The sequence below is a fragment of the Salmonella sp. SAL04157 genome (assembly GCF_046551635.1).
GTDB lineage: Bacteria > Pseudomonadota > Gammaproteobacteria > Enterobacterales > Enterobacteriaceae > Salmonella > Salmonella enterica.
On sequence record NZ_JBGDVS010000003.1, the window covers coordinates 286,482 to 312,412 of the forward strand.

Below are 25,931 nucleotides of genomic sequence, written 5' to 3' on the forward strand. Positions count from 1 at the left end.
CTTCTCACTCAATCAGGCGGCTGTGATCGCCATACGTTGTTCGCGGTTTAAACCCTGCAATGCGGAAACATCAACAATCAGCGCGACGCTGCCGTCGCCCAGGATCGTCGCGGCGGAAATCCCCGGTACCTTGCGATAATTGCTTTCCAGATTTTTGACCACCACCTGGTGCTGACCGATGAGCTGATCGACCAGCAGCGCGTAACGGCGTCCCGCGCTTTGCAGGATCACAACAATGCCCTGCGTGGCTTCGGTTTTCGCCCCGTCCACGTCAAACACTTTCCACAATTCGACCAGCGGCAAATACTCGCCGCGAACTTCCAGAACCCGTTCGCCGCCCGCCAGCGGATGAAGATCCTCTTCACGCGGTTGCAGCGACTCCATCACCGCATTCAACGGCAGGATAAAAACTTCCCCCGCCACGCGAACCGACATCCCATCGAGGATGGCCAGCGTCAGCGGCAGCAGAATACGAATCGTGGTGCCGGAGCCTTGTTTTGACTGGATCTCAACGTGACCGCCCATCTCCTGAATGTTACGTTTCACCACATCCATGCCAACGCCGCGACCGGAGACATCCGTGACCTGTTCCGCAGTTGAGAATCCCGGCGCGAAGATCAACATGCCCACTTCATCGTCGGTCATGTTTTCATTCACCGCCATCCCCTGCGACATGGCCTTCGCCAGGATACGCTCACGGTTAAGCCCCGCGCCGTCATCGGTCACTTCAATACAAATATTCCCGCCCTGATGTTCCGCGGAAAGAATCAGATTGCCGACAACATTTTTCCCCGCCTCAAGGCGTTTTTCCGGCATTTCAATCCCGTGGTCGAGACTGTTGCGCACCAGGTGCGTCAGCGGGTCGATAATGCGTTCGATCAGGCTTTTATCAAGTTCAGTGGAGCTCCCCACCAGCGTCAACTCTACCTGCTTGCCCAGTTTACCCGCTAAATCGCGTACCAGACGCGGGAAACGGCTGAAGACGTACTCCATAGGCATCATGCGAATCGACATCACCGACTCTTGTAAGTCGCGGGCGTTACGTTGTAACTGACCCATACTGGTAATGAGATCGCCGTGGTTTACCGGGTCCAGCTCGTTAGAACGCTGGGCCAACATTGACTGGGTAATCACTAACTCGCCGACCAGGTTTATAAGCTGATCCACTTTCTCTACCGCCACGCGAATGCTGGTGGACTCGCGTTCACGCGCAGGTTTTTCACGCCCCGCATGATGTTCATGCGCCGCGCTTTTGGCGGCTGGCGCAACGACTGCCGGAGACGCTACCGGCGCTACCTCGGTTTTCTCTTGCGCTTTTTCAACCGGCGCGGCGACCACTTTTTCAAAAGCGATCTGATCGGCCTCAATGACAAAACAGAGCACCGCGACAATGTCATCTTCCGCGACGCTGCCATCCAGAGTTGCCGACAGTGAATCCGTTCCCTTAACGACATCCGTCAGAGTAGCCAGATTGCCCAACTCTTCTTCAAGCAGATCGACCTCATTGGCTTTCAACCGTGAAAGTACAATGCGCAGTTTACTCTCGTCACGAGGCGATTCGGTTTCGGCTACGCTCTCTTCCTGGATCGCCGCGCTTAGTGCCGCGGTTTCTACGACCGCCGGCGTGGTTTCGCCTTTCGCCTCCAGCGCCAACTGGCGTAGCGCATTGCAGATATATTCGAAGCTTGCGGCATCCGGCTCTTCGGAGTTTTTATAGGCGTCGAGCTGTTCCTGCATAATATCTTTCGTTTCCAAAAACAGGTTGATAATGTCGGTATTGAGCTGCATTTCACCGCGTCGGGCTTCATCCAGCAGGTTTTCCATTAAATGCGTGGTTTCCTGCAGAATAGTGAAGCCGAATGTGCCCGCGCCGCCTTTAATGGAGTGCGCCGCGCGAAAAATGGCGTTCAGTTGTTCAGCGTCCGGGGATTCCGGCACCAAATCCAGCAGATGCTGCTCCATATCAGCCAACAGCTCGTCAGCTTCATCAAAAAATGTCTGATAAAAATCGCTAATATCCATGCTCACGCTATCACCTCGGTTCCGCTTTTGGCGATGTGGGTACGCTTGCCGGCGGGGCTGCCGCAGGCTGTTGTAATACACTTACCGGCTCATTCTGGCTTTCAGCGTTTTCATGCAAAATGGCCTGTTCCGCCTGTTTGTTTAACACCAGCAGGCTTATACGGCGGTTGATGGCGTCATCAGGACCGCGATCGCTCAGCCGCATCGTGGCGGCCATGCCAACCACCCGTAATACTTTTCCGTTATCCAGCCCGCCAGCGACCAGTTCGCGACGAGAGGCATTGGCGCGATCGGCGGATAACTCCCAGTTGCTATAGCCTTTTTCGCCGTTCGCGTAGGGAAAGTCATCGGTATGGCCGGCCAGGCTAATGCGATTAGGTATACCGTTTAACACTGGCGCAATCGCACGCAGGATATCGCGCATATACGGCTCAACTTCGGCGCTGCCGGTTTTAAACATCGGGCGGTTCTGGCTGTCGATAATCTGGATGCGCAACCCCTCCTGAACTAAATCAATTTTCAGATGCGGACGTAACGCGCGCAGTTTGGGATCGGACTCGATCAGTTGATCCAGATCGCCGCGCAGTTTGTTTAAGCGACTCTGCTCCATCCGTTTTTTCAGCTCGTCGATATTCGGCTGCTTTTCCACTTCACCCTGCTGTTGGGTGTAATCATCGCCGCCGCCTGGTATCGGGCTCTCGCTATTGGCAATCCGGTTCCCCCCCGTTACCGCGGTGGCCAACGGCGTACGAAAATATTCGGCAATCTGAATTAATTCTTTAGGGCTGGAGATGGAAATCAGCCACATCACCAGAAAAAAAGCCATCATCGCCGTCATAAAATCGGCGTAGGCAATTTTCCAGGAACCGTGCGCCCCGCCGCCGTGCGGTTTGTGCCTGCGGCGTTTTACGACGACAATGGGATGAGCCTGATTTTTCATGCTTCCTCAGTCGTCTGCTGCTGGTTTGGGTTTCTCACTGCGCGAACATGTTCTTCCAACTCAATAAACGATGGACGCTCACTGGAATAAAGCGTTTTACGACCAAATTCCACGGCAATCGGCGGCGCATAGCCGTTCAGATTAGACAGCAGTGTAATTTTTACGCACTGCATCATCTTGGTGGTTTCGGCGCTCTTCTGGCGCAAAACGGTCGCTAACGGTGAAATGAATCCATAAGCCAGTAAAATACCGAGGAACGTACCTACCATGGCATGGGCAATCAGCGCCCCCAACTCCGCTGCCGGACGATCGGCTGAAGCCAGAGCGTGAACCACCCCCATTACCGCCGCGACGATACCAAAGGCAGGCAGCGAATCCCCCACCATCGCCAGGCTGTTGGCCGGGACTTCCGCCTCGCTTTCATGGGTTTCAATCTCTTCATCCATCAACGCTTCAATTTCGAACGTATTCATGTTGCCGCTGATGATCAGGCGCAGATAATCGACAATAAAATCAAGCATTACCGCATCGGCCAGAATACGCGGATAACTGGCGAAGATTTCACTCTCTTTCGGATTTTCAATATCGCGTTCAAGGGAGAACATCCCCTGCTGGCGTGATTTGGCCATCAGGCGATAGAGCAACGCCAGCAAATCCATGTACATAGATTTCGTGTATTTCGAACGACGAAATAACAACGGGATCGCTTTCATCGTGCCTTTGATGGCCTTCCCGTTGTTGCCGACAATGAACGCCCCTATCCCCGCGCCGCCAATGATGACCAGTTCAGCAGGTTGATAGAGTGCCCCAAGGTGTCCGCCGGTCATGACATAACCGCCGAAAACTGTACCGATAACCACCAGGTAACCTAATAAGATAAGCACGACATCATCCTTCCGCTGTTGACTATGACAGGATGCGCAGTCGGGCGATTAACGCGAAGGCAAGGCAAAAAAAAGCAGCGGTAATGACTTACCGCTGCTGGAGTGTTTGTCCACACCGTTTCGGTTAAACAGCCTGTTCGATCTGTTCATCCAGCAGTTGTGGAATAATATCGGCAGCATCTCGGGAAAGTTTACGTCTTTTTACTGCGCGGGATGGCGGCTGGCATAAACTACACGCAAAGCTGCCCACGGGCTGATGCGCATGGGTAATAAAGTTCCCACCGCAGCAGTTACAGCTCGACAATTCAAGCAACCCACTTTCAACAAAACGCACCAGCGTCCATGCGCGAGTCAGCGCCAACAACGGCCCTTCAGGCGGTTGCGGACACTGCTCAAGATAAAGCCGATAAGCTTTAATCACCGCATCCACACCGCTGCATAAGCCGGTCTTCAGTAAAAATTGCCAGGCGTTGCAGAACATGGAGGCATGAATATTTTGCTCCCAGGTCATAAACCAGTCTGTCGAAAATGGCAGCATCCCTTTAGGCGGCGGGCTACCGCGTAATTCTTTGTACAGCCTGATGAGGCGACCACGGCTGAGCTGTGTTTCGCTTTCCAGCATTTGTAGACGAGCGCCAAGATTAATCAACTCCATCGCCAACTGGATATCGCGAGCTTCCTGAACAATGCTTTTTTCACTCATTATCATGCCCTTTTCTTACGCGCCGTATCGTCCACTTCATTGAGCAGACGCGTTGAAAGCATGATACCTGTGTGAATCTGCTGTAAATCATCGACGCGCGAATCCTGAGTCAAACGGGTGATCGTCTGATGATCGTCAAACCGGAAATGACAAACTAACTGGTTCGTCTCCGCCAGTTTGACCATCTGCGGCAAGGTCAACGCGCCCAGTGTGTTTGCCATCTCTTCGTTGATACCGAGGCGGAACATCGCAGATGCTTTGTCCTGGACGATCAAACGCTGTGCAAGGAGTAAATATGACAAATTGATGTCATAAATGTGTTTTAGCAACTCGGATGTATGCATTGTTCCCATCCAGAATAACCAACTTTATTTTTGTGCGACGTAGCCGCACCCCGTGATGTCGCCGGGAAGGCCCGGTAAAAGAAGCAAAAAGGTCAAATGCATAGCAGCGCTCAGACATTGTGGACATTGTGACGTATAACGCAGCTTCCCACTGAGATTCGCCTTACACGTTTACATCAATTTTTACAAATGCCTAAGATTTTTCCTAATTCGACGCAACTCTACTCGTCAGCTTCGTGACATACAACGGAGCGGGACGGCGATTTTAGAAAATATGTGATGTAGATCACATAATTTAACAGAATACTTACTATAAAACCATCAGCATGGCTTTTACTTTGTTTAATTAATAACCTAATGTTCACTTTTTCTATTCCACACTGCTGAATAGGGGGACGTCAACACCAAATTCTTTTTTGTTTCTCTCTGTTAAAATAACGCCAGGATAATAGATAACAGGCTATTATTTCTATTTTAGAAACGATTCTATTTTACCTTTAGTAAACAGTGGCTTAAATATTAAACGTTATTAATTAATCTCGTCACAGCATACGCCCTCCTCTGTTAAAAATAAGCTCATTTGATTTAACTTTTAGCTTTCCTTGTTCACCCGTTTAAATAAAGCATCCTGGTGGTGTGTAAAAAGTGTCTTATGCCACGATTCTTTACATAAGAATAATTAATGATTAATTATGATGTCCTTCACATTAATGTGGCATTAACGCATTGCAGAAATGCGCTAAACAGAGTAAAGCTAAAGCACAATCTCATATTCTTGCAATCAAGGAGCGAGTTATGAGCTACACCCATATTCTTGTCGCCGTTGCCGTCACCCCGGAAAGTCACCAGCTACTGGCTAAAGCGGTCTCTATCGCCCGCCCTGTTCAGGCGAAAGTAAGCCTGATTACTCTCGCTTCCGATCCCGAACTGTATAACCAGTTCGCCGCGCCCATGATGGAGGATTTACGCGCGGTTATGCATGAGGAAACTGAGAATTTTCTTAAGATGCTGGGGGAAAAGGCGGATTATCCGATTGAACAAACTTTCATCGCATCAGGTGAGTTAAGCCAGCATATTTTGGCTGTGTGCCGCAAACACCATGTTGATCTGGTCATTTGCGGCAACCATAACCACAGTTTCTTTTCGCGCGCGTCCTGCTCGGCAAAAAGTGTCGTCAGCGCCAGCCAGGTAGATGTGTTGCTGGTGCCGTTAGCGGGCGACTAGTCGCCGCTCGCAATATTTCAGGCCAGCTTAGGGAACGTCGCCACGTTGTTCTGCTGCTGACGCTCAGGGCTACGCGGCGTGACCTCCTTTAGGTCATGAATAAAACGCTCCTGCCAGCGGTTAATGTCATTTTTAACGATCACGTCCAGCATTTCCGCATGGCGCGAAATACGCTCGGCAAGGGGCATCGTTAACGCACGATTGAGCGCCGCCGCCACGTCATCCCGATCGTAAGGATTGACGATTAACGCCGACGTCAGTTCATTCGCCGCGCCGGCAAACTGTGACAGTACCAGTACGCCAGGATTAGCGGGGTCCTGCGCGGCGACAAACTCTTTCGCCACCAGGTTCATCCCGTCACGCAACGGGGTGACGAGCCCGACGTCTGAATAACGGAATATCTTCATTAACAGTTTACGGTCAAAATGCTGATTCAGATAATAGAGCGGCGTCCAGCCCAATTGTCCATATTTCCCATTAATCCGGCCTGCTTCCGTCTCAAGCTGGTGGCGAATATCCTGATATGCCTGTACTTCGCCGCGTGACGTAGGCGCAATTTGGGTATAACGAATTTTTCCCCGATGCTGCGGGTAGTTTTCCAGTAGCGCTTCATACGCCAGAAAGCGTTCCGGCAGCCCTTTCGAATAATCCAGCCGCTCAACGGAAAAAATATTCTTCACATTTTTCAGTTCCGCCTTGAGCTGCGCCAGTTTAGGCGGCAACGGCCCGGCTGCCTGCAGAGCAATCTCATCGGGCTCAATACCGATAGGATACACTTCTGTCTGGAAGTCTTTACCCCACGCGATATGCTGCTTGCCGCTGCGAGTCGTGACTCGCGTTTGACTCGAAAGGCTATCCAGAAAAGCCAGGCGATCATTTTCTGTCTGGAACCCGAGCAGATCAAAGTCACACAACTGCTCCAGCAGTTCATCATGCGGCGGTAAAGCGTTAAAAATCTCCGGGGTCGGGAATGGAATATGCAGGAAAAAACCAATTCGGTTGTTCACGCCGCGTTTACGCAGCTCGCTGGCAAACGGTAACAGGTGGTAGTCATGCACCCAAATGATGTCGTTCTCTTTAATGAGGGGCAATAACTTATCCGCTAATAACGCATTCACCCGCATATAGCCTTCCCATGCAGGACGCTGAAACTGTACCAGGTCCAGACGATAATGGAACGCAGGCCAGAGAACCGCATTGGAAAATTGACAGTAATAATCTTCGTAATCTTGTTCACTCAGGTTAAACGATGCCCAGGTAATATTACCTTTTGTCACCTTTTTTAATGGCTCATCCTCGTTACCTGTCTCGCCACTCCAGCCGAACCACAACCCGCCAGCCGCTTTTAGCGCGCCAAGCACGCCAACGGCGAGGCCGCCGGCGCCGCCTTTATTATCCGGGGGGGCAATTCGATTAGATACTACGACTAAACGACTCATAGCCATCTCTCCTGTTATTCATTACTTGTTGTTCTTGTTGTGGATAATTGATTTGCTCCAGCCAGCGCCAGACATCGGGTACGCTTTCCAGCCGCCATGCCGCCTGGGTTGCCCCGACGCCCACTTTTACGGAAATTCCGCCAGCGTGATTCACCACGCCAAAGCCAGCCTCATCGGTCAAATCGTCGCCCACAAAAACGGGAATCCGTCCCGCAAAGGGCGCCTCCTGCATAAAGGCGGCAATCGCTTCGCCTTTATTGGTTCCCTTAGGTTTGATTTCCACAACACATTTACCGGGCTGCAACGCCAGTTGCGGCCAGTGCTGCGTAACGTGTTGCGCAAGCGCCAATAGCGCCGCTTCATGTTCCGGAGCCTGACGGTAGTGCAGCGCAAACGCCATCCCCTTCGTCTCCAGCTCCGTTCCGGGCAGCGCTACAAGCGTCGAACGTAATAACGCCTCCACCTCACGGACTACCGCTTCAGGAAGGCGCACGATATGGGTTTTACCATTGATGTCACGACGCTCTGCCCCGTGAACGCCAGCGAGCGGAAAGCGAAAAGGCTTCGCCAAAGCATCCAGCTCAGTCATTGAACGCCCTGAAATCAATGCCAGTGCCCCTGCGTTGTGCGCCGCAAGACGGTCTAACAACTGAAGGATTTTATGCGGTACCACTACCTGATCTGGATGAGGCTTTATCTCTGCCAATGTGCCATCAAGGTCAAAAAAATACGCATAGTTCGCAGTGAGTTCGGGGGATACGGTTAACGGTTCTGCCACCCTGGTCTCCTCCTTATCATCATATTGAGACTCACAAACGGTCTCATTAGTCATGTAAGTATAGACAGTGTGACGCTGCTCGCCATTTAGAAAGACCATCGCCAGCCGGGGTAGCGGCTGGCGATGTCGTGAAGCTATACTGTTTAGTTGAGTGTTAATTCATCAAATCGTACGCTTCGCTTTTTGCTTATAATAGTCGAAGATAACTGCTGCCAGAAGGATTCAGCCGCGAACCACGTACTGTGCAAAAGGTGAAATGTTGAACAGGTTCATCGCGTTCTCCACCGTTCCTGATATCAGTACGCTCGCCACCACATATGAGACTTTTCCGAGGCCGCCTTTCAGGAATCCCCCCCTAAGACACACGCAGAAATAACGATTAACTCATAACCCAGGGAAGTCATTGACCAGCTTTAGCGTTTTTTATGTAGGGTAAAGTCAAACGATTCTTGTTAGAGAGGACGTAAAACGGTGCACTATCTTTCATTCATTAGATAAATGCTGATGGCAGGAATAGTTTTAGCGAAAAATGACATAACCCAGAGCGAATTCATCAGCCAAAAGGCAGGAAAGCCAGCACATTAATCCATAACATCAGCCAGCTAATCCTTACGGCCCTGGGTGAATAACGATTACCAGGAATAATAGATATGTTCAGCCTGTTCGCGAACCGGCACATCGTCTCCCAGCAGTCTGGCGGAAAGGGTTAGCGCGAAATCAAAGACATGCCCCAAGCCTTTGCCGCTAATTAAATTACCATCTTCAACAACGGGCGCATCCACATAGACACCTTCCGGAACCGCTTTCCACAGGTCGCCGGAACAGACATAACGACGCCCCTTCAGCAATCCGTGAGCACCCAGCACCCTTGCCGCCGCGGAACAGATAGGACAAATTAATTTGCCTGCCGCATCATGACGCGCAACGAAAGCGATCACCGCCGGATTAGCCGCCAGATTAGCGCTCCCCTGCGGACCGCCCGGCAGCACTACCGCATCGAAAAGCGCCTGCTGGCGTTCACTCAGCGTGCTGTCCGCAACCATAGGAATATCATGGTAACTCACCACCGCCCGTGATTCAGCACACGCCAGCGTTTCGACGTCGATATGCAAACGTCGCAGAATATCAAGAGTAACAATGGCCTCTGCTTCTTCAAATCCTGGTGCCAACAGCACCGCGACCTTTTTCATTGACTGCTCCTTGTTAACGAGTCACCCATCAAAACTGCGCTCAACCGAATAACGTGCTCGTATGATTAATGACATTAAAAATGATCTACCGCAAAATCGGCTAGTTTATAAAAACAGGCATATTTGCTCTCAACCGTTTATGCGTGTGATATCCAGACTGGCTAATGTTTATTTTATTGAAATTACCATACTTGAAAGGCTTACCCCATGATCTGAAACAATGTTTCACAAATTACAAATCTATATAATATCATTTAACTTTCAAAGTGTTGCAACTGCTCCACACCAAAAATCATTACACCTGAAAAAATCACACCGCTGAAAATGTAAAAAAAGATAAACAATTGCATTTAAGGATTTTCTTATTTTTATTGACGCGCTATTCTCATTACCGATCGATAAACAGGAAATGAGATCGCATAAGGGACTGGCGGAACGGAGTTCTTCTGCTAAGAGTATTTATTGTGCATAGAGGTAAGAATGTGACAACGACCCGTTGCATTCTCGTCTGTCATGCACATCAACACTTTCTGGAAATAAGGATATTGTTATGGCAGCTGTAGGAATGGTTCAAAAGCTCAACACGCCAATGAACCTTGAGTTTTACGCATCAAATCTTTACCTCCATCTAAGCGAATGGTGTTCTGAACACAGTTTAACAGGCACCGCCACCTTTCTTCGTACCCAGGCGCAAGGCAACGTGACGCAAATGATGCGCATGTTTAATTTTATGAAAAACGCCGGCGCCACCCCTATCGTTAAAGCCATTGACGTTCCGGGTGAAGAGCTCTGCTCTCTGGAAGAATTGTTCCAGAAAACCCTGGAGGATTATCAGCAACGCGCCAGCACGCTGTCGCGTCTGGCAGATGAAGCGAAAGCGCTGAATGATGCCTCAACGCTCGATTTTCTCCATACCCTGGAAAAAGAGCAGCAGCAGGATGGCGTACTTTTACAAACTATTCTCGAAGAAGTTCGCAGCGCTAAACGAGCAGGGTTATGCCTGGCGCAAACCGATCAGCATCTCCTTAACGTTGTGACCTATCAGCATCACTGATAGCGGCACACCGAGCGACAATATTGAGACGTTATTAGCCGGATAGCAACGCGAAGCAGCTTATCCGGCCTACACCGTTTCTGGTCTGTTTGCCAGAGGTGGCGCCTGTCGCTACTGGCGTATTATCGGCACATCATGCCAGCCGACAGGCGCGAAACGTCTCTGTCTTGTCTGGGCATTACCCCAGCATCTCACGTACAAACGCTTCTATTTCTTTATTCTGGCCGTTTTCAAACAAACATTGCTGGAAACGCGGCCCTGAAACCGCCGTTTTAACCAGTTCAGGATCGATAGCCCGTAGTGTATCCAGATAATTCTCTTTGACGACCGCGGCCTTAACCTGGTTCAAAATGCCCGCATTGCGTACCTGCGGCGCTTTGCGCTCAGGCGGATACCCCTCGCCTTTACGCCCGGTAAACGCTTTTTCAAAGATGAAACGCACGTTCAGCTCAGCGCCCCAGCCAAAGCCTTTCGCAAATGGCAGGGACAACGCATTGCCGTTGTTGATCTGCGCAAACAGAAAAGCATCTGCCGGATCGATGCAATAGCCACAAATGACACCAGGATGAATATTTAACGACATCAGCGCGCCCTGCCCGGTGCCACAGCCAGTAACCACAAAATCAACCGCGTTTGCATTAAGCAGAATACTCGCCATGATGCCTAAATGAATGTACGTCAGGTGATGGTCATTTTCGTCGCACATGCCGACGTTAAAAACCGGAAATCCCTTTTCATTGGCGACGGCGCTAAGTTCGTTATAAATGATGGCATTTTTGCTGGCCTGGCTATTTTCCATCATCAGTGCAATTTTCATCGTGTTCCTCCTGAATGCAGACGGCCGCGCCTGCGTAAATCATGACGTTTTTCCCACATTACACATTTGCGAACACACATTCAAATTTAATGAAACGAAGTTTCATTAAATGAAAAGACGCTCACACATTTTCTGTTCCCGCTGTAAACCCCCTGCCGTTACCTTTAATCAAGGCGAATCCGTAAGTTATTCCAGCCATTGACGGTGCAAGACACGAGGTAGCATGGTCTGATACCGAATTGTCGGAGCGATTTTATGAAGCCTCTTATTTTTACTCTTTCACTGCTAGCCCTGACGGGATGCACCATTACTCGACAAGCGCAGGTCAGCGAAGCCAGCCCGATAAGCGGCATCGTGCGCCTGACGTATAACCAGCCGCTATTTTTTACTTCACGGACAGATGACTATGTATCTCACGGGACCGCAACACGCGAATGCCAGCAGATGGGCTATGCCGATGCCGTTTCGTTTGGTCAGCCGGTAGGAACCTGTAGCATTTATGCGGGCTCGTTGTGTCTGAACACCCGATTTACCCTCTCCTGGCAGTGCCGGGGCGTTGCCGTCCCGCAAATCATGCCGCTTTATTATTAAGGCGGCTGGCTTAACGCCGACACCATCTACAATGGAGGAGAGTGCAAGGTCGCTATTGCCAGCATGAAGGTGCTGGCTTTCCTTTATTTTTATACACTATACACTGGCGTTAATGCGTTTTATTCCCATTCGTATTTTTAATAATTAAATTTAATATTTTACCTTTTGCAAATAATAAAATAACAAATTATAGTGGCGCCACATTACTGTATATCTTTTGCTATTTGTGGAGCGGAACCATGCTGAAAACAGAAATGATCGACAAACTGAATGAGCAAATGAATCTGGAGTTGTACTCCTCCCTGCTCTATCAACAAATGAGCGCGTGGTGCAGCTATCACAGTTTTGAAGGCGCGGCCGCATTTCTTCGTCGCCATGCGCAAGAAGAGATGACGCATATGCAGCGCCTGTTTGACTACCTTACCGATACCGGAAGCCTGCCGCGCATTAATACCGTTTCTTCGCCCTTCGCTGAGTACACCTCACTGGATGAGCTGTTCCGCGCGACCTATGAGCATGAGCAGCTTATTACGCAAAAAATTAATGAACTGGCTCATGCCGCAATGACCAGCCAGGATTATCCGACATTTAATTTCTTGCAGTGGTATGTGGCAGAACAGCATGAAGAAGAAAAACTGTTCAAATCTATTATTGATAAATTAACGCTGGCGGGAAAAAGCGGCGAAGGGCTTTATTTCATTGATAAAGAACTCTCCACACTGGATACGCAAAATTAATCCAACACGTCCTTACACGGTGAGACGAGCTCTCACCGTGGCGTATTAGTGGCGGCAGATTTTACTCTCATGCGTTGAAAAACCGTCCTCCACGGCAATAAACTTTCCTTTCGCCGCCAGAAACACGACCAGTTCCGCCGCCGTCATATCTGACGCTGAACAGGTGTGAAATCGTGCCCGCTCGCCAAAGCGCGCTTTTATTGCCGCCTCCAGCGAGGTATGCGTGTACTGCTCGCCCGACTCAATCATCATATTGAGTACTTCGTGACCGTGAATGGAATCCATAACCCCTCCTGAATAAAACTCGTAGCCTAATGTGTCCGTGTGCGAGCGACTTTGCGCTAGCGCAGGTTTGCGGCGGTTGTCCGCATCTCTTCCCATATTCGCTTTTATGCCCGGAACTGTAAATTTTACAGTACACCCATTGTAACGACCATTTGACGAAAATAGCGTAATGCCTTACCCTGCGCCGCGGATATCACCGTTCTTTGTTACCGGGGTAGTAGAAAGCGTGAAAAACAGAACTCTGGGCAGTATTTTTATCGTGGCAGGCACCACTATCGGCGCCGGGATGCTGGCAATGCCGCTGGCAGCGGCTGGCGTTGGTTTCAGCGTCACGCTGGGATTGTTGATTGGCCTGTGGGCGCTGATGTGTTATACCGCGCTACTATTACTGGAGGTATATCAACACGTTCCGGCAGATACCGGGCTGGGCTCGTTGGCAAAACGCTATCTTGGACGTTACGGACAGTGGCTTACGGGATTCAGTATGATGTTCTTAATGTATGCGCTCACCGCCGCCTACATTTCCGGAGCCGGAGAATTACTGGCATCCAGTATTAATAACTGGCTTGGCGCCACGCTCTCGCCCGCTGCCGGGGTGCTGCTGTTCACCTTTGTTGCCGGTGGGGTGGTGTGTGTGGGCACCTCGCTGGTCGACCTTTTTAACCGCTTCCTGTTTAGCGCAAAGATCATTTTTCTGGTCATCATGCTTGCGTTGCTCACGCCACATATTCATAAAGTAAATCTTCTTACGCTTCCTTTACAGCAGGGGCTGGCGTTATCCGCCATACCGGTCATTTTCACCTCGTTTGGTTTTCACGGAAGCGTACCGAGTATTGTGAGTTATATGAACGGCAACATTCGCCGGCTGCGTTGGGTCTTTATGACGGGTAGTGCCATTCCGTTAGTGGCCTATATTTTTTGGCAGCTCGCCACGCTGGGAAGTATCGACTCGCCGACATTCAGAGGGCTACTGGCCAGCCATGCCGGGTTAAATGGCCTGCTGCAGGCACTCAGAGAAGTGGTCGCTTCGCCACATGTCGAACTGGCGGTCCACCTGTTCGCCGATCTGGCGCTGGCGACCTCTTTTCTGGGCGTAGCGCTAGGATTATTTGATTACCTGGCCGATCTATTCCAGCGCCGCAGTACGGTGTCCGGACGTCTGCAAACCGGGCTGATTACCTTTCTGCCGCCGCTGGCGTTTGCGCTTTTCTACCCACGTGGATTTGTGATGGCATTAGGCTATGCCGGCGTAGCGCTGGCAGTGCTGGCACTGCTCATCCCTGCTATGCTGGTCTGGCAATGCCGTAAACAGAGCCCTCAGGCGGGATATCGTGTGGCAGGCGGCACGCCAGCGCTGGCGCTGGTGTTTATCTGCGGCATTGTCGTGATTGGCGTCCAGTTTTCGATCGCACTGGGGTTCCTGCCCGATCCAGGTTAACGCCAGGCAAAGATTACCGGGCCCGGACGCCGTCCAGGCTCGATAATCATCACGCTATGGCCGTTTACGAGCCATTAATGCAGGCAGCACTGCTTAAATTTTTTGCCGCTCCCGCATGGACAAGGATCGTTACGCCCCACTTTCACCTCTGCTTTTATCGGCATCTGTAGCGGCGTCGTGTGCGGATGCGCCATCCACCAGGCATGAAGCTCAAGCGCCGCGATACGGATAGCGTCAACGCTTTTATCGAACTCTTCCGGGCTCATTTTATCCAACAGCGCAAAGTTTTCTTCAGTGCCGTGTAAGGCAATCGCTTCCAGCGCCGGTTTTAGCGTATCCGGCAAGTCAGACCAGTCGGACAGCGACACTCCGCGCATGTAACCAAAGCACCATTCTTCAACAATCGTTAATTCATGGCCATCAACTTCTCGCAGGCCAAACAGCGGCTCGAACTGTTCTGGATAATCTTCAAGCCGGGCGGCTGTGTCCGCCATGTGCTGGAACACCAGATCCATAAATCGCGTCATTTCTTTTTCAGATGTCCAGCGCGGTACGTACGCGGGTCCCCCCCATATCGCGACCAGCCACTGTTCCGGCTCGATGGGACGCGGAGAACTTAGTACCGCAGTAATCAGACCGTCCAGCTCCGCGACATCCAAAATGGCCTGATCGGTATTGTATTTCGTCAGCACATCATCCAGCCATTCCAGCTCGTTCTCGTTTAATGGTTCCATTTTCATAACGCTTTTCCTCAGTGATGACTTCCGCCTGTAGGCCTCTTACATTGCAGCGGATAAAAATAATTTTTTTGCAGGCAGTTTGGATGGCAACCATCAGGGGCCAGATTAACACGAAATGAGGAGGATTCCGGAAGTTAACGCACAAAAGGAGGATCAGGGCGCAGATTTTCCGCCAGGAAACGCTCGCCCCACACAAAAGCGAGAGATGGGTTTCTCGCTATATTATACTCATGCTAACTTATACCACCGCCGAGGACAGATAAAACCGCCCTCTCAAATAGAGCTTATTTTCAGTAAAAAAGTGTTTAATGAGTTCGTCTACCGCTTCTCTGTCAGCAGAAAAGGTTATTTCCATAAACAGCGTATCGTACCCTATTTTGATATTTTTTTTCTTACAGTAAACACGGATCTCATCCTGCACACTCAGCAACGGCAGGCTAAATGTGTATAGCTGTTGCGGTTCTTTTTTCGCCGCTTTCTCAAAAACTTTAGTGACCAGATCCCCAAGATCGCGCTCTGACCGGGCACCGTTATTAAAATGCAATAAATTACGTCTTTTTACCACCCAGCCTCCAGCCAGATACCGCCAACAATAACTCTCACTTCAATGTGTGAGGCACATAATCACATCCAGAATCAGCTCCAGATAGTATTTCAAATAAACAGCCCGCACTATAGCGCATACTTTTTTCAGACACAGTTTACAGGGATACTCTCTTTATATCCACGCGCACGGTTGCCTTAATCATGTCTTCCGCGATAACACAGTTTGTCAACCTATTCTATATAACCAAGCTTAAACAGAACCTTACCAGCCAGCGATATCAGCTCAGGATTTTCAGGATAAAAACGCAGTAACGGCAAAAATACCGCCTCACCGATAATGCTCCGGCTATTAGCATGGTTTGGGCGCAATCCCCAGATATTCTGATAAGTCATCGGCACGACCTGCCCATTCATGGTTGTGTTACCGATATACAGCATAATATGCCCTGGAATATAGACCAACGTAGTAAACGGTTTTCCGTATCTGGTGAGATAATCGATCCGCATTTGGGGATTTTTATGACTAAGATCGACCACCCGTCCAGCAGACTCTACCTGCGCGGATGAATGTCTGGGCAGGAATATGCCAAACGGCATTAACAGGCTGCGGACTTCGGCTGAACAATCATTATAAAAGTTAAAATTTCCCCAACCGTAGGGGGCGCCGTGCATTGCTTTCATTAGCACGGCGATATTTTCCGGCGTCATTTTCCACGGCATAGCCGTAAACTCGTTACCGCTTAGCCAGACCCAATGGATAAACGCACGACCATTGCTATCGCGAACTGGCGCCGCAATCAGGAACTGGCCCGCCCGTTGATGTCGGAACGGTAAAATAGTGCCCGGTCGCCCGGTGAAATAATAGACGCCTGCGGCATGGACAGAAACCGGCGCGTTGATAAATGCCCCCAGTTGCTTATGAGCAAGCAAAACCCACTGTGTTATAAATTTCTGATCCGCACTGGCAATATCTTCACTATGAACCCAGCCAGTTACCGCTGGTGAAACGACATATTGCCAGCGTTGGTCTTTGCTCTTCGTCAGCGTATAGACCGGCGTACCGGGACGCAGCGAAGACATTTGTAAATTATCAAACGGATACCCCTCGCCCGCCTGACGGGGATCGTTAAAGAGCGGGTCGTCCGTTGGCAGCGCTCTGACTAAACTTTCTCTGACCATAATTCCTCGCCGGGAGGCATGATAGATATTGTCAATCTGCGTATCCGTATTCCCTCTAACCTCCTCTTTCCAGCGAGAGGTATAAAGTCTGAAGTTTTCCCCCCAATAAGCACTGCCGTCGCTAAGAAACTGCTTAATACTGGCATCCCGGGCCTGTGCTGCGTTTTTTTTCAGCAATGCGGTAATATAAAAATCATTCCACGGCGAGTGCGCTTCACTGTCCATTCCGAAATAATGAGATTTTAGTGCGTTAAAGTAGCGTTGTTGGGTAGCACTATCAATAACCGGAATAGTGTAATCAGCCGAGTCCGGAGGTATCCATTTATCAACCGACTGTGAATAATCCGCTAACGGAAAGCGTGTTTTTGTCGGGTCAATATAGCTCCCTGTGAGAATTTCATCTTTGGCTGTTGATCGGTAGGTCGTCTGGTGGCAAGCGGTGAGGCACAATGGTATCAATAAAACGGCCCAGGTTTTCTTTTGCATCATCATCTCCGTAAAGCGGGGAAAGCATAATATAGAGACTGACCAAAACCGCCATTCACGAAAACCCGAAATTATCTGTAGTTGACCTGTTATTAAGACAATATTGCAAAACGTGATTAAAGCATGAAGCGGATCACATTACCTTATGATGAATATTAGTTCGCTATCTACCTTTAATTAAATTGTGCAGAAAACACCCCTGAACAGTTATATACTCGTTTAATTTGCATAAATACTCCACTGACCCGCCCCTGTTTTTTTCAGACAATACATACTGTAGCGCGTCAGTTCTACTTTTTTTATATACTCTGCAAAGTCGTTTTCATCGACGTAGCCAATAAAATTACGCGCATCACATGTCGAAGAGGAAAGCTCACCGGGAAGAGAGTAGGTTACGATTGCACTCTCAGGCTCATACAAAATAAAAAAAAGTAAAAAAGCGCAACCTACAATCCCAATATTAATGAAGCTAATAAATAATTTTGCATTATCGGTATATTTCACTGGCAGACCTACTCTCTTTAATAAAGCAGGCATAAAACATATCAGCATTTTTTATAGAGATTAATGGATTTTATCGGCTGATTTACCCGACGTTTAGTATTTACCAGCCATAAGTTCTTGCGGGTCGGTAGCACATAACTGCTGTACTGGCAGAAATGCCGCTACCGATGTTTTTACTGTATATCGCGCTGGAAAGTTCACGCTCGCGGTCGGCATACAAATTGAAGACACAAAAAAACCACCCGTAGGTGGTTTCACGACACTGCTTATTGCTTTGATTATTCTTGTCTTTCCCATGGTACCCGGAGCGGGACTTGAACCCGCACAGCGCGAACGCCGAGGGATTTTAAATCCCTTGTGTCTACCGATTCCACCATCCGGGCTCGGGAAAAATTGGAGGCGCGTTCCGGAGTCGAACCGGACTAGACGGATTTGCAATCCGCTACATAACCGCTTTGTTAACGCGCCAAATTTTTTTGCTTTTCAGCCAGCATCCGCTTTACGCCAATGCTTTTAAACTGGAGCGGGAAACGAGACTCGAACTCGCGACCCCGACCTTGGCAAGGTCGTGCTCTACCAACTGAGCTATTCCCGCAGTATCAAGCAACTTTGTTAATCACTTGATTTTGTTATCGTCTGGCAATCAGTGCTGCCGTTCGATGCGTTGCATTCTACTTACCTGACGCACTGAGTCAACGATATTTTTCGTCACTCACGATCGTTTGCTGAAATTTGCGGCGAAACGATCACTGATCAAGCAAATCTCCGCGTGCAGCGCTCAAATATTGCAACATGGACCACAACGTTAGCACCGCTGCAACAAAGAAAAGCGCGATCCCGGCATACTCTACCCAGATATTCGGACGCCACAAGAGCCACGCCAGCGCCACCATCTGCGCGGTAGTTTTGACTTTACCGATCCAGGAGACCGCTACACTACTGCGTTTGCCCAGCTCAGCCATCCATTCACGCAGAGCAGAGATAATAATTTCGCGGGCTATCATCGTCGCCGCAGGTAACGTCACCCACCAGCTATGATAATGCTCGGTGACCAGCACCATGGCGATCGCCACCAGCACCTTGTCGGCGACGGGGTCGAGGAAAGCGCCGAAACGCGTACTCTGGTTCCAGCGTCGCGCCAGAAAGCCGTCAAACCAGTCGGTAATAGCGGCAATACAGAAAATCAGCGCGCTGACCATCGGCGCCCAGGCGAACGGCAAATAAAACACCACGACAAAGAATGGAATCAGGATGACGCGAAACAGCGTGAGCAACGTAGGGATATTAAATTGCATAGTGACGGGTAACTATCTGTTGTCAGTGAAATTACCCCTATGTTGCTACAGTGGCCTCAATGTTTCAACGACCAGAAGATCTTTTCTGCCAGACCTTGCGAAATACCCGGCACTTTTGCAATTTCTTCTACGCTGGCGTTACGTAGTCCTTGCAAACCGCCCATATATTTCAGCAGCATCTGGCGACGTTTAGGCCCAACGCCTTCAATAGTTTCCAGCGTACTGGTATTTTTAACCTTTGCGCGTTTTTTACGGTGTCCGCCGATCGCGTGATCGTGCGACTCATCGCGAATATGCTGAATAACATGCAGCGCCGGCGAGTCCGGCGGCAGGCTAAACCCCTCTCCTTCCGGTTCAAAAAAGAGTGTTTCCAGACCGGCCTTTCTGTCTGCGCCTTTGGCGACGCCGAGCAACAAAGGGCGATGCTTATCCCAGGGGACATCCAGCTCAGCGAAAACGGCTTTCGCCTGGGCGAGCTGCCCTTTTCCGCCGTCGATCAGAATAACGTCCGGAATCTTACTTTCTTCTATGGCCTTGCCATAACGCCGACGTAGCACCTGATTCATCGCCGCGTAGTCATCACCCGGCGTGATGCCCGCGATATTATAACGACGATACTCGGCGCGTAACGGCCCGTTAGCGTCAAATACCACACAGGATGCGACCGTTTGCTCCCCCATGGTATGGCTGATGTCAAAACACTCCATCCGCTTGATAGCAGGAAGTTTTAATACCGCCGCCAGCGCAGTCAAACGCTGCGTGATGGTGGACTGCTGCGAAAGTTTTGTAATTAAGGCCGTTGCCGCGTTGGTCCGCGCCAGCTTGAGATAACGGGCGCGATCGCCGCGCGGTTTTGTCTGGACATGAATACGCCGTCCGGCAAGCTCCGACAACGAGTCGGCGAGCAGCGTTTTATCGCTAAGATTAAAATCGAGCAGTATCTCGCCCGGTAGCGTGCGCATCTGGCTACCCTGCAGGTAAAACTGCCCGACAAAGGTTTCCACCACTTCGCCCAGTTCCGTACCGCCAGGCACTTTTGGAAAATAGCTGCGGCTGCCCAGCACCTTACCCTGGCGAATAAACAGCACATGCACACAGGCCATACCCGCATCGAAAGCCACGCCGATAACGTCGAGATCGTCGCCCGCATTGGAGACAAACTGTCTCTCCGTGACCCGGCGTACCGCCTGGATCTGATCGCGAATACGCGCCGCCTCTTCAAATGCCAAATCCTGGCTGGCCTTTTCCATCCGGGCAATCAGCTGTGTTAAGACCTGGTCGTCCTTGCCGGACAAAAACAACCGGACATACTCCACCTGTTGCGTGTACTCCTCCTCGCTGACCAGTCCTGCAACGCAGGGGCCTAAGCAGCGGCCAATCTGGTATTGCAGGCAAGGACGCGAGCGGTTGCGATACACGCTGTTTTCGCACTGGCGGATAGGGAAAATTTTCTGTAACAGCGCCAGCGTTTCCCGCACGGCATAGCCGTTAGGAAATGGGCCGAAGTACTCGCCTTTCGCATGTTTAGCGCCACGGTGCATCGCCAGACGCGGATGGGTATCGCCGCTCAGAAAAATAAAAGGATAGGATTTATCATCACGCAACAACACGTTGTAACGCGGTTGATACAACTTGATGTAATTATGCTCAAGCAGCAGCGCTTCCGTTTCGGTATGCGTTACCGTGACATCAATGTGTTGAATTTGCGCAACTAGCGCTTCGGTTTTACGCGAAGCCAGGTTGCTGCGAAAGTAGCTGGAAAGACGCTTTTTCAGGTCTTTTGCTTTACCAACATAGATAACCGTACCGCCGGCGTCATACATACGATAGACACCGGGTTGGCTGGTAACGGTTTTCAAAAACGCCTTTGCGTCAAATATTTCACTCACTGGCTTGTTAACGTCTCCGCATTACACAGGCCATGGCGGATTGCCAGGTGAGTCAGCTCAACATCACCATGAATGTTTAATTTACTGAACATACGATAGCGATAGCTGTTCACCGTTTTAGGACTGAGATTCAGCTGTTCTGAAATCTCATTGACCTTCTGACCCTTGGTGATCATCAGCATAATCTGCAACTCGCGTTCAGACAAACTGGCGAACGGCGTTTCCGTTTTTGCAGGCTCGATCTGACTGAGCGCCATCTGCTGAGCGATATCGGAGGCGATATAACGTTGTCCGGAATACACCGAACGAATAGCGCTCACCACCTCCTGAGGCGCAGCGCCTTTGCTGAGATAGCCAGCTGCGCCAGCCTGCATCACTTTGGCGGGCAACGGGTTCTCCGTATGGACGGTCAGCATGATCACTTTGATATCCGCTGTCGATCGGGCAATTTTACGCGTTGCCTCAAGGCCGCCAATACCGGGCATGTTCATATCCATCAGCACGACGTCAACGGCGTTAGTACGGCACCATTTTACCGCATCCTCTCCGCAGCACGCTTCACCGACAACTTTAATGCCCTTTATATCTTCAAGAATGCGTCGTATCCCTGCGCGCACCAGTTCGTGGTCATCAACAAGAAGAACGTTGATCAAAGGAATATCTCCAGAATAGGGATAACGCTACTGATAGTTAATCGTCCTTATATTAGCTGGTTTTATCTCAACTTTGAAACGTAAAAAAACACCGGGTATTCGATTTTGCTCTCGTTTTTGGAAATTATGTTGTACGTCATGTGGCAACTGCCAACGTTGTAGCCCCTTCTGGCGGCGCTGTCCCGCGCTGCTATTTCATAATGGTGACAAAAATTTCACGTTCCGCTGTCTAAACACTAATTAGAGAATCAACTTTGTAACAATAATTAACGAGTGAAATACGCGTAATAAACAAAGAATGAAGAAAATATATGCATCACGCGGCAACGTTTATTTTGTGGGTAAACCTTCCCCTTTTTGATCAAAAAACAACCACTGCTATTTTTAGCGTAGCTTATGGTATACTCCGCCGCCTTAACATCTGCTATCGCACATTTTCACTGAAACATAACGAGGAAAATAAATGAGTACGCCTGATTTTTCCACCGCTGAGAATAATCAAGAACTGGCTACTGAAGTCAACTGCCTGAAAGCCATGTTAACGCTGATGCTGCAGGCGATGGGCCAGGCCGATGCAGGGCGCGTGATTCTTAAAATGGAAAAACAGATCGCGCAGATGGATGATGAAGCACAAGCGGCGGTATTTTCCAGTACGGTTAAGCAAATTAAACAAGCTTACCGCCAGTAGTAAAAAACCGGCTGTTAGCATCGCTTTCAGCCGGTTTCGCGTCTGGCGCGAAGCATCGTCAGCACGTCATATCAGACCTGTCGCCGCAGCGTAGCAGGCAATCTGTGTTTTATTTGGCGCATTGAATTTCTTCTGCATGTTTTTCTGATGGAAGTTAACGGTATTTTCAGAAATCGACAGAATAATGGCGATCTCTGATGAGGTCTTCCCTTCCGCCGTCCACTTCAGAATCTCTTTCTCACGTTTACTGAAACACATCTCAGGCGCCATCACCATGTCGTCTTCAAATCTTGTCAGCGCCGAAAGACTCTCCCGCGCCAGCAGTTGCAACCTCAGCTCCACTTCATCGTAGGTAAACGAGGAGCAGCGTAAACTGCTACGGGAGACAGATAAAAAGCCCAGCGCCAGGTTCGGCAACATCACACACTGGGTTACGCCTCTGCGTAATCCGAAACGCTGGGCGGCATCCCACATCGCCTGCGCTTCATGAAATAGCACGTCATCCCAATGTAAATGACCCTGCCTGAAATTTTCCGGCTTTAATACCGGATCGATCGCAAAATAGTTTTCGGACTGATAATGCGTTACCCACGCCGGAGGATAAGTGGTACGAAGCGATATTTTAGGCCGGGTAAAGGGAACGGGATGACGAACACACAGGGCATAATAATCAAATTCCAGCCGCTGTGTCTGATATTGCAATTCAGTATAAACATCCTCTGCTGCCGCCATCTCCTGAAAGCGTAACAACATTGCGCGTCGCCAGGTGAAGAAATCATTTTCCTGCATATTTTATGGTCACGCCTTTGATATTGATAATCATTATTATGAATGACTTAAATTAACACATAAATAGTGTTTATATATAAGAAATATCGGACGAGTCGTAGAATACTTGAGCGGCATTACAGTTTTTTGGCTTCCGCCTGAGAGCGAGGTTAATAATCTGGCAGAATGACTTCATAATTATTCATTGCGCTCGCCCGAGGCGCGGCTAATTCGGGCGAGCGTTGAAAAGGTATTATTTCACTAAAAATTTCTCAAGGAACTGGCGGGTACGCGGATGCTGAGGATCGGCGAACAAGGTTTTCGCCGGCCCCTGCTCGACGATTTGCCCCTGATCCATAAATATTGCCCGGTCAGCCACGTCACGCGCAAAGCCCATTTCGTGAGTGACGATCACCATCGTGCGCTTTTCCTGCGCCAGCTGGCGAATTGTATTAAGCACCTCGCCGACTAATTCAGGATCAAGCGCCGACGTGGGCTCATCAAACAGAATCACTTCCGGGCGCATCGCCAGCGCACGCGCAATCGCCACGCGCTGCTGTTGCCCGCCCGACAGGCGGCGCGGATAACGGGTCTCTTTACCGGCCAACCCGACTTTGGCTAACAGTTCCCGCGCCAACGCCGTCGCCTCGGCTTTCGGCTCTCCCTTTACAATCACCGGACCTTCAATGATATTTTCCAGCACGGTACGATGCGGGAACAGATTAAAACTCTGAAAGACAAAGCCGACATGCTGGCGTAGCTGGCGAATCAACCCTTTTTGCTGGCTGAATGGGCGGGCGGTATCGATGATAATATCGCCCACTTTAATGGTGCCCGCTTCCGGTTGCTCCAGCAGGTTAATGCAGCGTAATAACGTTGTTTTCCCTGAGCCGCTCGGGCCGATAATGGCGACGACTTCTCCGGGCTTCACCTCAAGGTCGATACCGTGCAGCACCGTTTGACCATGAAATTTTTTGACCAGGTTAGTGACTTCGATCGCACTCATTTTGGCTCTCTCTCCTGGCGGTTAAGCTGGTTTTCAAAATAGTTTTGCAGTGCCGATAAGACGGTCGCCATTACCCAGTAGATTAACGACGCGGCCAGATACATGGTAAACACCTCCAGCGTTCGCGAGGTAATTAACTGCGCCTGGCGGAACAACTCCGGCACCTGAATCGTCGCGGCGAGCGACGTATCTTTCACCAGGCTGATAAAGCTGTTGCTCAACGGCGGAAGCGCGACACGAGCCGCCTGCGGCAAAATAGCGCGACGTAGCGTTTGCCACGGCGTCATGCCAATGCTCGCCGCCGCTTCCCATTGTCCCTTGTCGATAGCCGAGATCGCCGCGCGCAGCGTCTCGGACGTGTAAGCCGCGGTATTGAGCGATAAACCAATCATCGCCGCCGGGATAGGGTCCAGCTCAATACCAAATTGCGGCAGGCCGTAATAGATCATAAATAACTGGGCGATAAGCGGCGTACCGCGAAAAATCGAGATATAAAAGCGCGCCAGCCAGCGAACCGGCCATAGCGGAGACATCCGCATCAGCGCCAGCACAAATCCCAGCAGCAGACCAAAAAACATACCGCCAATACTCAGTTGCAGGGTAAAGACGGCGCCTTTAAGCAAATACGGCAGCGATTCAATAACCAGTTGGATACTTTCTTGCATTCGCGTTGATTACCTGGAGGTTATACATGAGGATGGTAGGCAAACAGCGCAGGCGCCCCACCGGTGTGAATAAAGAGAATCGGCCCGTCATCGTTAAAGCGTTTCTGGCTGATGCCGTCTATCAGACCCGCCATCGCTTTACCGGTATATACCGGATCCAGCAGCACTCCCTCCAGGCTCGCCAGCAGTTTCACCGCCTCCATCCCCGCGTCATTTGGCACGCCGTAACCCGGGGCAAAATAGTCATCCCATAAATGGATATCCGCCGTCGCCGTCAGCGCCAGCTGACCGGCAATAGCCTGCTGCAAGGCAATCACTTTGGGTCTCTGCTCGGCGACAGAACGTGAAACGGTCACGCCAATCAGTTCGACATCCGGCATCAGATGTTCCAGCCCGACAGCTAACCCGGCGTGCGTTCCGGCGCTGCCGGAGGCCACCACTACCGAAGAGAGCCCGACAACTTCTTCACACTGCTGGGCGATTTCCAGGGCGCTCTCTACGTATCCCATTGCGCCCAGCGCGCTGGAGCCGCCGACCGGAATCACATAGGGCCTGAACCCTTGCGCTTCAATGCGCGTCGCCAGCGTTTGCAACTGCGCATCCGGATCGGTTAGCGCATCGCACATCTCAATTTGTGTATTAAATAAATCCAGTAACAGGCGATTACCATTCGTCAGGTAATTTTCCGCGGTGGTACCGATTGGATTTTCCAGCAAAGCGACGCAATGCAGCCCCAATTTGGCCGCGACTGCCGCCGTCTGACGGACATGGTTCGACTGAATCGCCCCTGCGGTTATCAGCGTATCCGCCCCTTCTCGCAGCGCGTCGGCCACCAGAAACTCCAGCTTACGCAGTTTATTGCCGCCCATTGCAATGGGCGTAACGTCATCGCGCTTAATGTAAATCTCACGGCCAAGATAATCAGACAATCGCGGCAGGTATTCGAGCGGGGTCGGCGCGCCGATAAGCTCCAGGCGAGGGAAGCGCGTTAAGTGATGTAGTGGCATTGAGCCTCCAGTAACGTTGTGGTGTGTTCTATTTATTATGCACGTTGATCTAACGGAAA

Annotated in this window: 29 protein-coding genes, 3 tRNA genes and 1 pseudogene; 8 read left to right on the top strand and 25 right to left on the bottom strand. The window is 50.4% G+C overall.

Features of this window, described 5'->3' with window-relative positions; genetic code table 11:
- Positions 1 to 12: 12 nt before the first annotated feature.
- The 5 genes from cheA to flhD all read right to left on the bottom strand — a co-directional run bounded on the left by cheA (position 13) and on the right by flhD (position 4,893).
- Complete coding sequence (gene cheA, locus ACLJRE_RS08255) at positions 13 to 2,028, bottom strand: chemotaxis protein CheA (RefSeq protein WP_023212500.1); 2,016 nt, start codon at positions 2,026 to 2,028, stop codon at positions 13 to 15.
- A 4-nt stretch (positions 2,029 to 2,032) separates the two neighbouring features.
- On the bottom strand, positions 2,033 to 2,962 hold the full coding sequence (motB, locus tag ACLJRE_RS08260) for a flagellar motor protein MotB (RefSeq protein WP_000795653.1): 930 nt from the start codon (positions 2,960 to 2,962) through the stop codon (positions 2,033 to 2,035).
- Positions 2,959 to 3,846 (bottom strand): flagellar motor stator protein MotA, encoded by an 888-nt coding sequence (motA, locus tag ACLJRE_RS08265; protein ID WP_000906312.1) that lies wholly within the window; start codon positions 3,844 to 3,846, stop codon positions 2,959 to 2,961. Before motA ends, motB begins: the two co-directional genes overlap by 4 nt.
- Positions 3,847 to 3,970: 124 nt before the next feature.
- Positions 3,971 to 4,555 (bottom strand): flagellar transcriptional regulator FlhC, encoded by a 585-nt coding sequence (gene flhC, locus ACLJRE_RS08270; RefSeq protein WP_000605987.1) that lies wholly within the window; start codon positions 4,553 to 4,555, stop codon positions 3,971 to 3,973.
- Entirely contained in the window at positions 4,552 to 4,893 is a 342-nt protein-coding gene (flhD, locus tag ACLJRE_RS08275; protein ID WP_001518146.1) for a flagellar transcriptional regulator FlhD, read from the bottom strand. Before flhD ends, flhC begins: the two co-directional genes overlap by 4 nt.
- Before the next feature lie 682 nt (positions 4,894 to 5,575).
- Here flhD and ACLJRE_RS08280 point away from each other — a divergent pair.
- Complete coding sequence (locus ACLJRE_RS08280; protein ID WP_031601778.1) at positions 5,576 to 5,692, top strand: hypothetical protein; 117 nt, start codon at positions 5,576 to 5,578, stop codon at positions 5,690 to 5,692.
- A complete protein-coding gene (gene uspC / locus ACLJRE_RS08285) occupies positions 5,689 to 6,117 on the top strand; it encodes a universal stress protein UspC (protein WP_000122606.1) in 429 nt (142 codons plus the stop codon). The genes ACLJRE_RS08280 and uspC overlap by 4 nt, the downstream gene beginning before the upstream one ends.
- A 17-nt stretch (positions 6,118 to 6,134) precedes the next feature.
- Here the strand turns inward: uspC and otsA are convergent, their stop codons facing one another.
- From otsA to ACLJRE_RS08305, 4 genes and pseudogenes are all read right to left on the bottom strand, one after another.
- The gene (gene otsA, locus ACLJRE_RS08290; RefSeq protein ID WP_000089042.1) at positions 6,135 to 7,556 is read right to left on the bottom strand and encodes an alpha,alpha-trehalose-phosphate synthase; all 1,422 of its coding nucleotides are present in this window, start codon (positions 7,554 to 7,556) and stop codon (positions 6,135 to 6,137) included.
- Positions 7,531 to 8,334, bottom strand: coding sequence for a trehalose-phosphatase (gene otsB / locus ACLJRE_RS08295; RefSeq protein ID WP_000840114.1), 804 nt, complete (start codon positions 8,332 to 8,334; stop codon positions 7,531 to 7,533). The genes otsA and otsB overlap by 26 nt, the downstream gene beginning before the upstream one ends.
- 222 nt (positions 8,335 to 8,556) lie before the next feature.
- Positions 8,557 to 8,738, bottom strand: a pseudogene (gene araH, locus ACLJRE_RS08300) (L-arabinose ABC transporter permease AraH); the annotation flags it as partial.
- A 228-nt stretch (positions 8,739 to 8,966) separates the two neighbouring features.
- Positions 8,967 to 9,524: a DJ-1/PfpI family protein gene (locus ACLJRE_RS08305; protein WP_000754801.1), complete on the bottom strand. Its 558-nt coding sequence runs from the start codon at positions 9,522 to 9,524 to the stop codon at positions 8,967 to 8,969.
- A 550-nt stretch (positions 9,525 to 10,074) separates the two neighbouring features.
- Between ACLJRE_RS08305 and ACLJRE_RS08310 the strand changes: the two genes are divergently transcribed.
- Complete coding sequence (locus tag ACLJRE_RS08310; RefSeq protein WP_000741707.1) at positions 10,075 to 10,578, top strand: non-heme ferritin-like protein; 504 nt, start codon at positions 10,075 to 10,077, stop codon at positions 10,576 to 10,578.
- Between the two features lie 178 nt (positions 10,579 to 10,756).
- Here ACLJRE_RS08310 and ACLJRE_RS08315 read toward each other — a convergent pair whose 3' ends face one another.
- A complete protein-coding gene (locus ACLJRE_RS08315) occupies positions 10,757 to 11,395 on the bottom strand; it encodes an RpiB/LacA/LacB family sugar-phosphate isomerase (protein WP_000684804.1) in 639 nt (212 codons plus the stop codon).
- A 255-nt stretch (positions 11,396 to 11,650) separates the two neighbouring features.
- Between ACLJRE_RS08315 and ACLJRE_RS08320 the strand changes: the two genes are divergently transcribed.
- Both ACLJRE_RS08320 and ftnA read left to right on the top strand, forming a co-directional pair.
- The gene (locus tag ACLJRE_RS08320) at positions 11,651 to 11,986 is read left to right on the top strand and encodes a YecR-like lipofamily protein (RefSeq protein ID WP_000803229.1); all 336 of its coding nucleotides are present in this window, start codon (positions 11,651 to 11,653) and stop codon (positions 11,984 to 11,986) included.
- A gap of 239 nt (positions 11,987 to 12,225) precedes the next feature.
- Positions 12,226 to 12,723 carry a non-heme ferritin gene (gene ftnA / locus ACLJRE_RS08325; protein WP_000920619.1) on the top strand — a complete coding sequence of 166 codons (498 nt, stop codon included), beginning with the start codon at positions 12,226 to 12,228 and terminating at the stop codon, positions 12,721 to 12,723.
- 45 nt (positions 12,724 to 12,768) lie between these two features.
- On the opposite strand, the gene ACLJRE_RS08330 is transcribed toward ftnA, so the two are convergent.
- Positions 12,769 to 13,008 (bottom strand): YecH family metal-binding protein, encoded by a 240-nt coding sequence (locus ACLJRE_RS08330; RefSeq protein ID WP_000377241.1) that lies wholly within the window; start codon positions 13,006 to 13,008, stop codon positions 12,769 to 12,771.
- A 226-nt stretch (positions 13,009 to 13,234) separates the two neighbouring features.
- On the opposite strand from ACLJRE_RS08330, the gene tyrP reads away from it, so the two are divergent.
- Complete coding sequence (gene tyrP / locus ACLJRE_RS08335) at positions 13,235 to 14,446, top strand: tyrosine transporter TyrP (RefSeq protein WP_001562965.1); 1,212 nt, start codon at positions 13,235 to 13,237, stop codon at positions 14,444 to 14,446.
- 74 nt (positions 14,447 to 14,520) lie between these two features.
- On the opposite strand, the gene ACLJRE_RS08340 is transcribed toward tyrP, so the two are convergent.
- The 10 genes from ACLJRE_RS08340 to uvrY all read right to left on the bottom strand — a co-directional run bounded on the left by ACLJRE_RS08340 (position 14,521) and on the right by uvrY (position 21,738).
- Positions 14,521 to 15,186, bottom strand: coding sequence for a YecA family protein (locus ACLJRE_RS08340; RefSeq protein WP_023212501.1), 666 nt, complete (start codon positions 15,184 to 15,186; stop codon positions 14,521 to 14,523).
- Positions 15,187 to 15,424: 238 nt separating this feature from the next.
- Positions 15,425 to 15,751: a hypothetical protein gene (locus ACLJRE_RS08345; RefSeq protein WP_023212502.1), complete on the bottom strand. Its 327-nt coding sequence runs from the start codon at positions 15,749 to 15,751 to the stop codon at positions 15,425 to 15,427.
- A 212-nt stretch (positions 15,752 to 15,963) separates the two neighbouring features.
- Positions 15,964 to 17,403, bottom strand: a complete 1,440-nt coding sequence (locus ACLJRE_RS08350) for an SH3 domain-containing C40 family peptidase (RefSeq protein WP_077917719.1) — start codon at positions 17,401 to 17,403, stop codon at positions 15,964 to 15,966.
- Between the two features lie 213 nt (positions 17,404 to 17,616).
- Complete coding sequence (locus tag ACLJRE_RS08355) at positions 17,617 to 17,949, bottom strand: hypothetical protein (RefSeq protein ID WP_001556026.1); 333 nt, start codon at positions 17,947 to 17,949, stop codon at positions 17,617 to 17,619.
- A 248-nt stretch (positions 17,950 to 18,197) separates the two neighbouring features.
- A tRNA-Leu gene (locus tag ACLJRE_RS08360) sits at positions 18,198 to 18,284 on the bottom strand.
- Positions 18,285 to 18,295: 11 nt separating this feature from the next.
- A tRNA-Cys gene (locus tag ACLJRE_RS08365) sits at positions 18,296 to 18,369 on the bottom strand.
- Between the two features lie 51 nt (positions 18,370 to 18,420).
- Positions 18,421 to 18,496, bottom strand: a tRNA-Gly gene (locus ACLJRE_RS08370).
- Positions 18,497 to 18,647: 151 nt separating this feature from the next.
- Complete coding sequence (gene pgsA, locus ACLJRE_RS08375) at positions 18,648 to 19,196, bottom strand: CDP-diacylglycerol--glycerol-3-phosphate 3-phosphatidyltransferase (protein WP_001160192.1); 549 nt, start codon at positions 19,194 to 19,196, stop codon at positions 18,648 to 18,650.
- Between the two features lie 56 nt (positions 19,197 to 19,252).
- Complete coding sequence (gene uvrC / locus ACLJRE_RS08380; RefSeq protein WP_001289475.1) at positions 19,253 to 21,085, bottom strand: excinuclease ABC subunit UvrC; 1,833 nt, start codon at positions 21,083 to 21,085, stop codon at positions 19,253 to 19,255.
- Positions 21,082 to 21,738, bottom strand: coding sequence for a UvrY/SirA/GacA family response regulator transcription factor (gene uvrY / locus ACLJRE_RS08385; protein ID WP_000611323.1), 657 nt, complete (start codon positions 21,736 to 21,738; stop codon positions 21,082 to 21,084). The genes uvrC and uvrY overlap by 4 nt, the downstream gene beginning before the upstream one ends.
- A 311-nt stretch (positions 21,739 to 22,049) precedes the next feature.
- Here uvrY and ACLJRE_RS08390 point away from each other — a divergent pair, with 311 nt between their 5' ends.
- The gene (locus tag ACLJRE_RS08390) at positions 22,050 to 22,205 is read left to right on the top strand and encodes a hypothetical protein (protein ID WP_000546183.1); all 156 of its coding nucleotides are present in this window, start codon (positions 22,050 to 22,052) and stop codon (positions 22,203 to 22,205) included.
- The gene (locus ACLJRE_RS08395) at positions 22,202 to 22,426 is read left to right on the top strand and encodes a DUF2594 family protein (protein WP_000106483.1); all 225 of its coding nucleotides are present in this window, start codon (positions 22,202 to 22,204) and stop codon (positions 22,424 to 22,426) included. Before ACLJRE_RS08390 ends, ACLJRE_RS08395 begins: the two co-directional genes overlap by 4 nt.
- Before the next feature lie 66 nt (positions 22,427 to 22,492).
- Here the strand turns inward: ACLJRE_RS08395 and sdiA are convergent, their stop codons facing one another.
- The 4 genes from sdiA to dcyD all read right to left on the bottom strand — a co-directional run bounded on the left by sdiA (position 22,493) and on the right by dcyD (position 25,872).
- On the bottom strand, positions 22,493 to 23,215 hold the full coding sequence (gene sdiA / locus ACLJRE_RS08400) for a transcriptional regulator SdiA (protein WP_023212504.1): 723 nt from the start codon (positions 23,213 to 23,215) through the stop codon (positions 22,493 to 22,495).
- A 232-nt stretch (positions 23,216 to 23,447) separates the two neighbouring features.
- Positions 23,448 to 24,200 (bottom strand): L-cystine ABC transporter ATP-binding protein TcyN, encoded by a 753-nt coding sequence (gene tcyN, locus ACLJRE_RS08405; RefSeq protein WP_001273033.1) that lies wholly within the window; start codon positions 24,198 to 24,200, stop codon positions 23,448 to 23,450.
- Complete coding sequence (tcyL, locus tag ACLJRE_RS08410; protein ID WP_001158238.1) at positions 24,197 to 24,865, bottom strand: cystine ABC transporter permease; 669 nt, start codon at positions 24,863 to 24,865, stop codon at positions 24,197 to 24,199. The genes tcyN and tcyL overlap by 4 nt, the downstream gene beginning before the upstream one ends.
- Before the next feature lie 20 nt (positions 24,866 to 24,885).
- Complete coding sequence (gene dcyD / locus ACLJRE_RS08415; protein ID WP_023217305.1) at positions 24,886 to 25,872, bottom strand: D-cysteine desulfhydrase; 987 nt, start codon at positions 25,870 to 25,872, stop codon at positions 24,886 to 24,888.
- Positions 25,873 to 25,931 lie beyond the last annotated feature (59 nt).

Bases quoted from the DNA above. Each gene is read 5' to 3' on its own strand.
- motB (WP_000795653.1), bottom strand. From the start codon at position 2,962: ATGAAAAATCAGGCTCATCCCATTGTCGTCGTAAAACGCCGCAGGCAC.
- flhC (WP_000605987.1), bottom strand. From the start codon at position 4,555: ATGATAATGAGTGAAAAAAGCATTGTTCAGGAAGCTCGCGATATCCAG.
- flhD (WP_001518146.1), bottom strand. From the start codon at position 4,893: ATGCATACATCCGAGTTGCTAAAACACATTTATGACATCAATTTGTCA.
- ACLJRE_RS08280 (WP_031601778.1), top strand. From the start codon at position 5,576: ATGATTAATTATGATGTCCTTCACATTAATGTGGCATTAACGCATTGC.
- uspC (WP_000122606.1), top strand. From the start codon at position 5,689: ATGAGCTACACCCATATTCTTGTCGCCGTTGCCGTCACCCCGGAAAGT.
- otsA (WP_000089042.1), bottom strand. From the start codon at position 7,556: ATGAGTCGTTTAGTCGTAGTATCTAATCGAATTGCCCCCCCGGATAAT.
- ACLJRE_RS08305 (WP_000754801.1), bottom strand. From the start codon at position 9,524: ATGAAAAAGGTCGCGGTGCTGTTGGCACCAGGATTTGAAGAAGCAGAG.
- ACLJRE_RS08310 (WP_000741707.1), top strand. From the start codon at position 10,075: ATGGCAGCTGTAGGAATGGTTCAAAAGCTCAACACGCCAATGAACCTT.
- ACLJRE_RS08315 (WP_000684804.1), bottom strand. From the start codon at position 11,395: ATGAAAATTGCACTGATGATGGAAAATAGCCAGGCCAGCAAAAATGCC.
- ACLJRE_RS08320 (WP_000803229.1), top strand. From the start codon at position 11,651: ATGAAGCCTCTTATTTTTACTCTTTCACTGCTAGCCCTGACGGGATGC.
- ftnA (WP_000920619.1), top strand. From the start codon at position 12,226: ATGCTGAAAACAGAAATGATCGACAAACTGAATGAGCAAATGAATCTG.
- ACLJRE_RS08330 (WP_000377241.1), bottom strand. From the start codon at position 13,008: ATGGATTCCATTCACGGTCACGAAGTACTCAATATGATGATTGAGTCG.
- ACLJRE_RS08340 (WP_023212501.1), bottom strand. From the start codon at position 15,186: ATGAAAATGGAACCATTAAACGAGAACGAGCTGGAATGGCTGGATGAT.
- ACLJRE_RS08350 (WP_077917719.1), bottom strand. From the start codon at position 17,403: ATGATGATGCAAAAGAAAACCTGGGCCGTTTTATTGATACCATTGTGC.
- ACLJRE_RS08355 (WP_001556026.1), bottom strand. From the start codon at position 17,949: ATGCTGATATGTTTTATGCCTGCTTTATTAAAGAGAGTAGGTCTGCCA.
- pgsA (WP_001160192.1), bottom strand. From the start codon at position 19,196: ATGCAATTTAATATCCCTACGTTGCTCACGCTGTTTCGCGTCATCCTG.
- ACLJRE_RS08390 (WP_000546183.1), top strand. From the start codon at position 22,050: ATGCATCACGCGGCAACGTTTATTTTGTGGGTAAACCTTCCCCTTTTT.
- ACLJRE_RS08395 (WP_000106483.1), top strand. From the start codon at position 22,202: ATGAGTACGCCTGATTTTTCCACCGCTGAGAATAATCAAGAACTGGCT.
- sdiA (WP_023212504.1), bottom strand. From the start codon at position 23,215: ATGCAGGAAAATGATTTCTTCACCTGGCGACGCGCAATGTTGTTACGC.
- tcyN (WP_001273033.1), bottom strand. From the start codon at position 24,200: ATGAGTGCGATCGAAGTCACTAACCTGGTCAAAAAATTTCATGGTCAA.
- tcyL (WP_001158238.1), bottom strand. From the start codon at position 24,865: ATGCAAGAAAGTATCCAACTGGTTATTGAATCGCTGCCGTATTTGCTT.
- dcyD (WP_023217305.1), bottom strand. From the start codon at position 25,872: ATGCCACTACATCACTTAACGCGCTTCCCTCGCCTGGAGCTTATCGGC.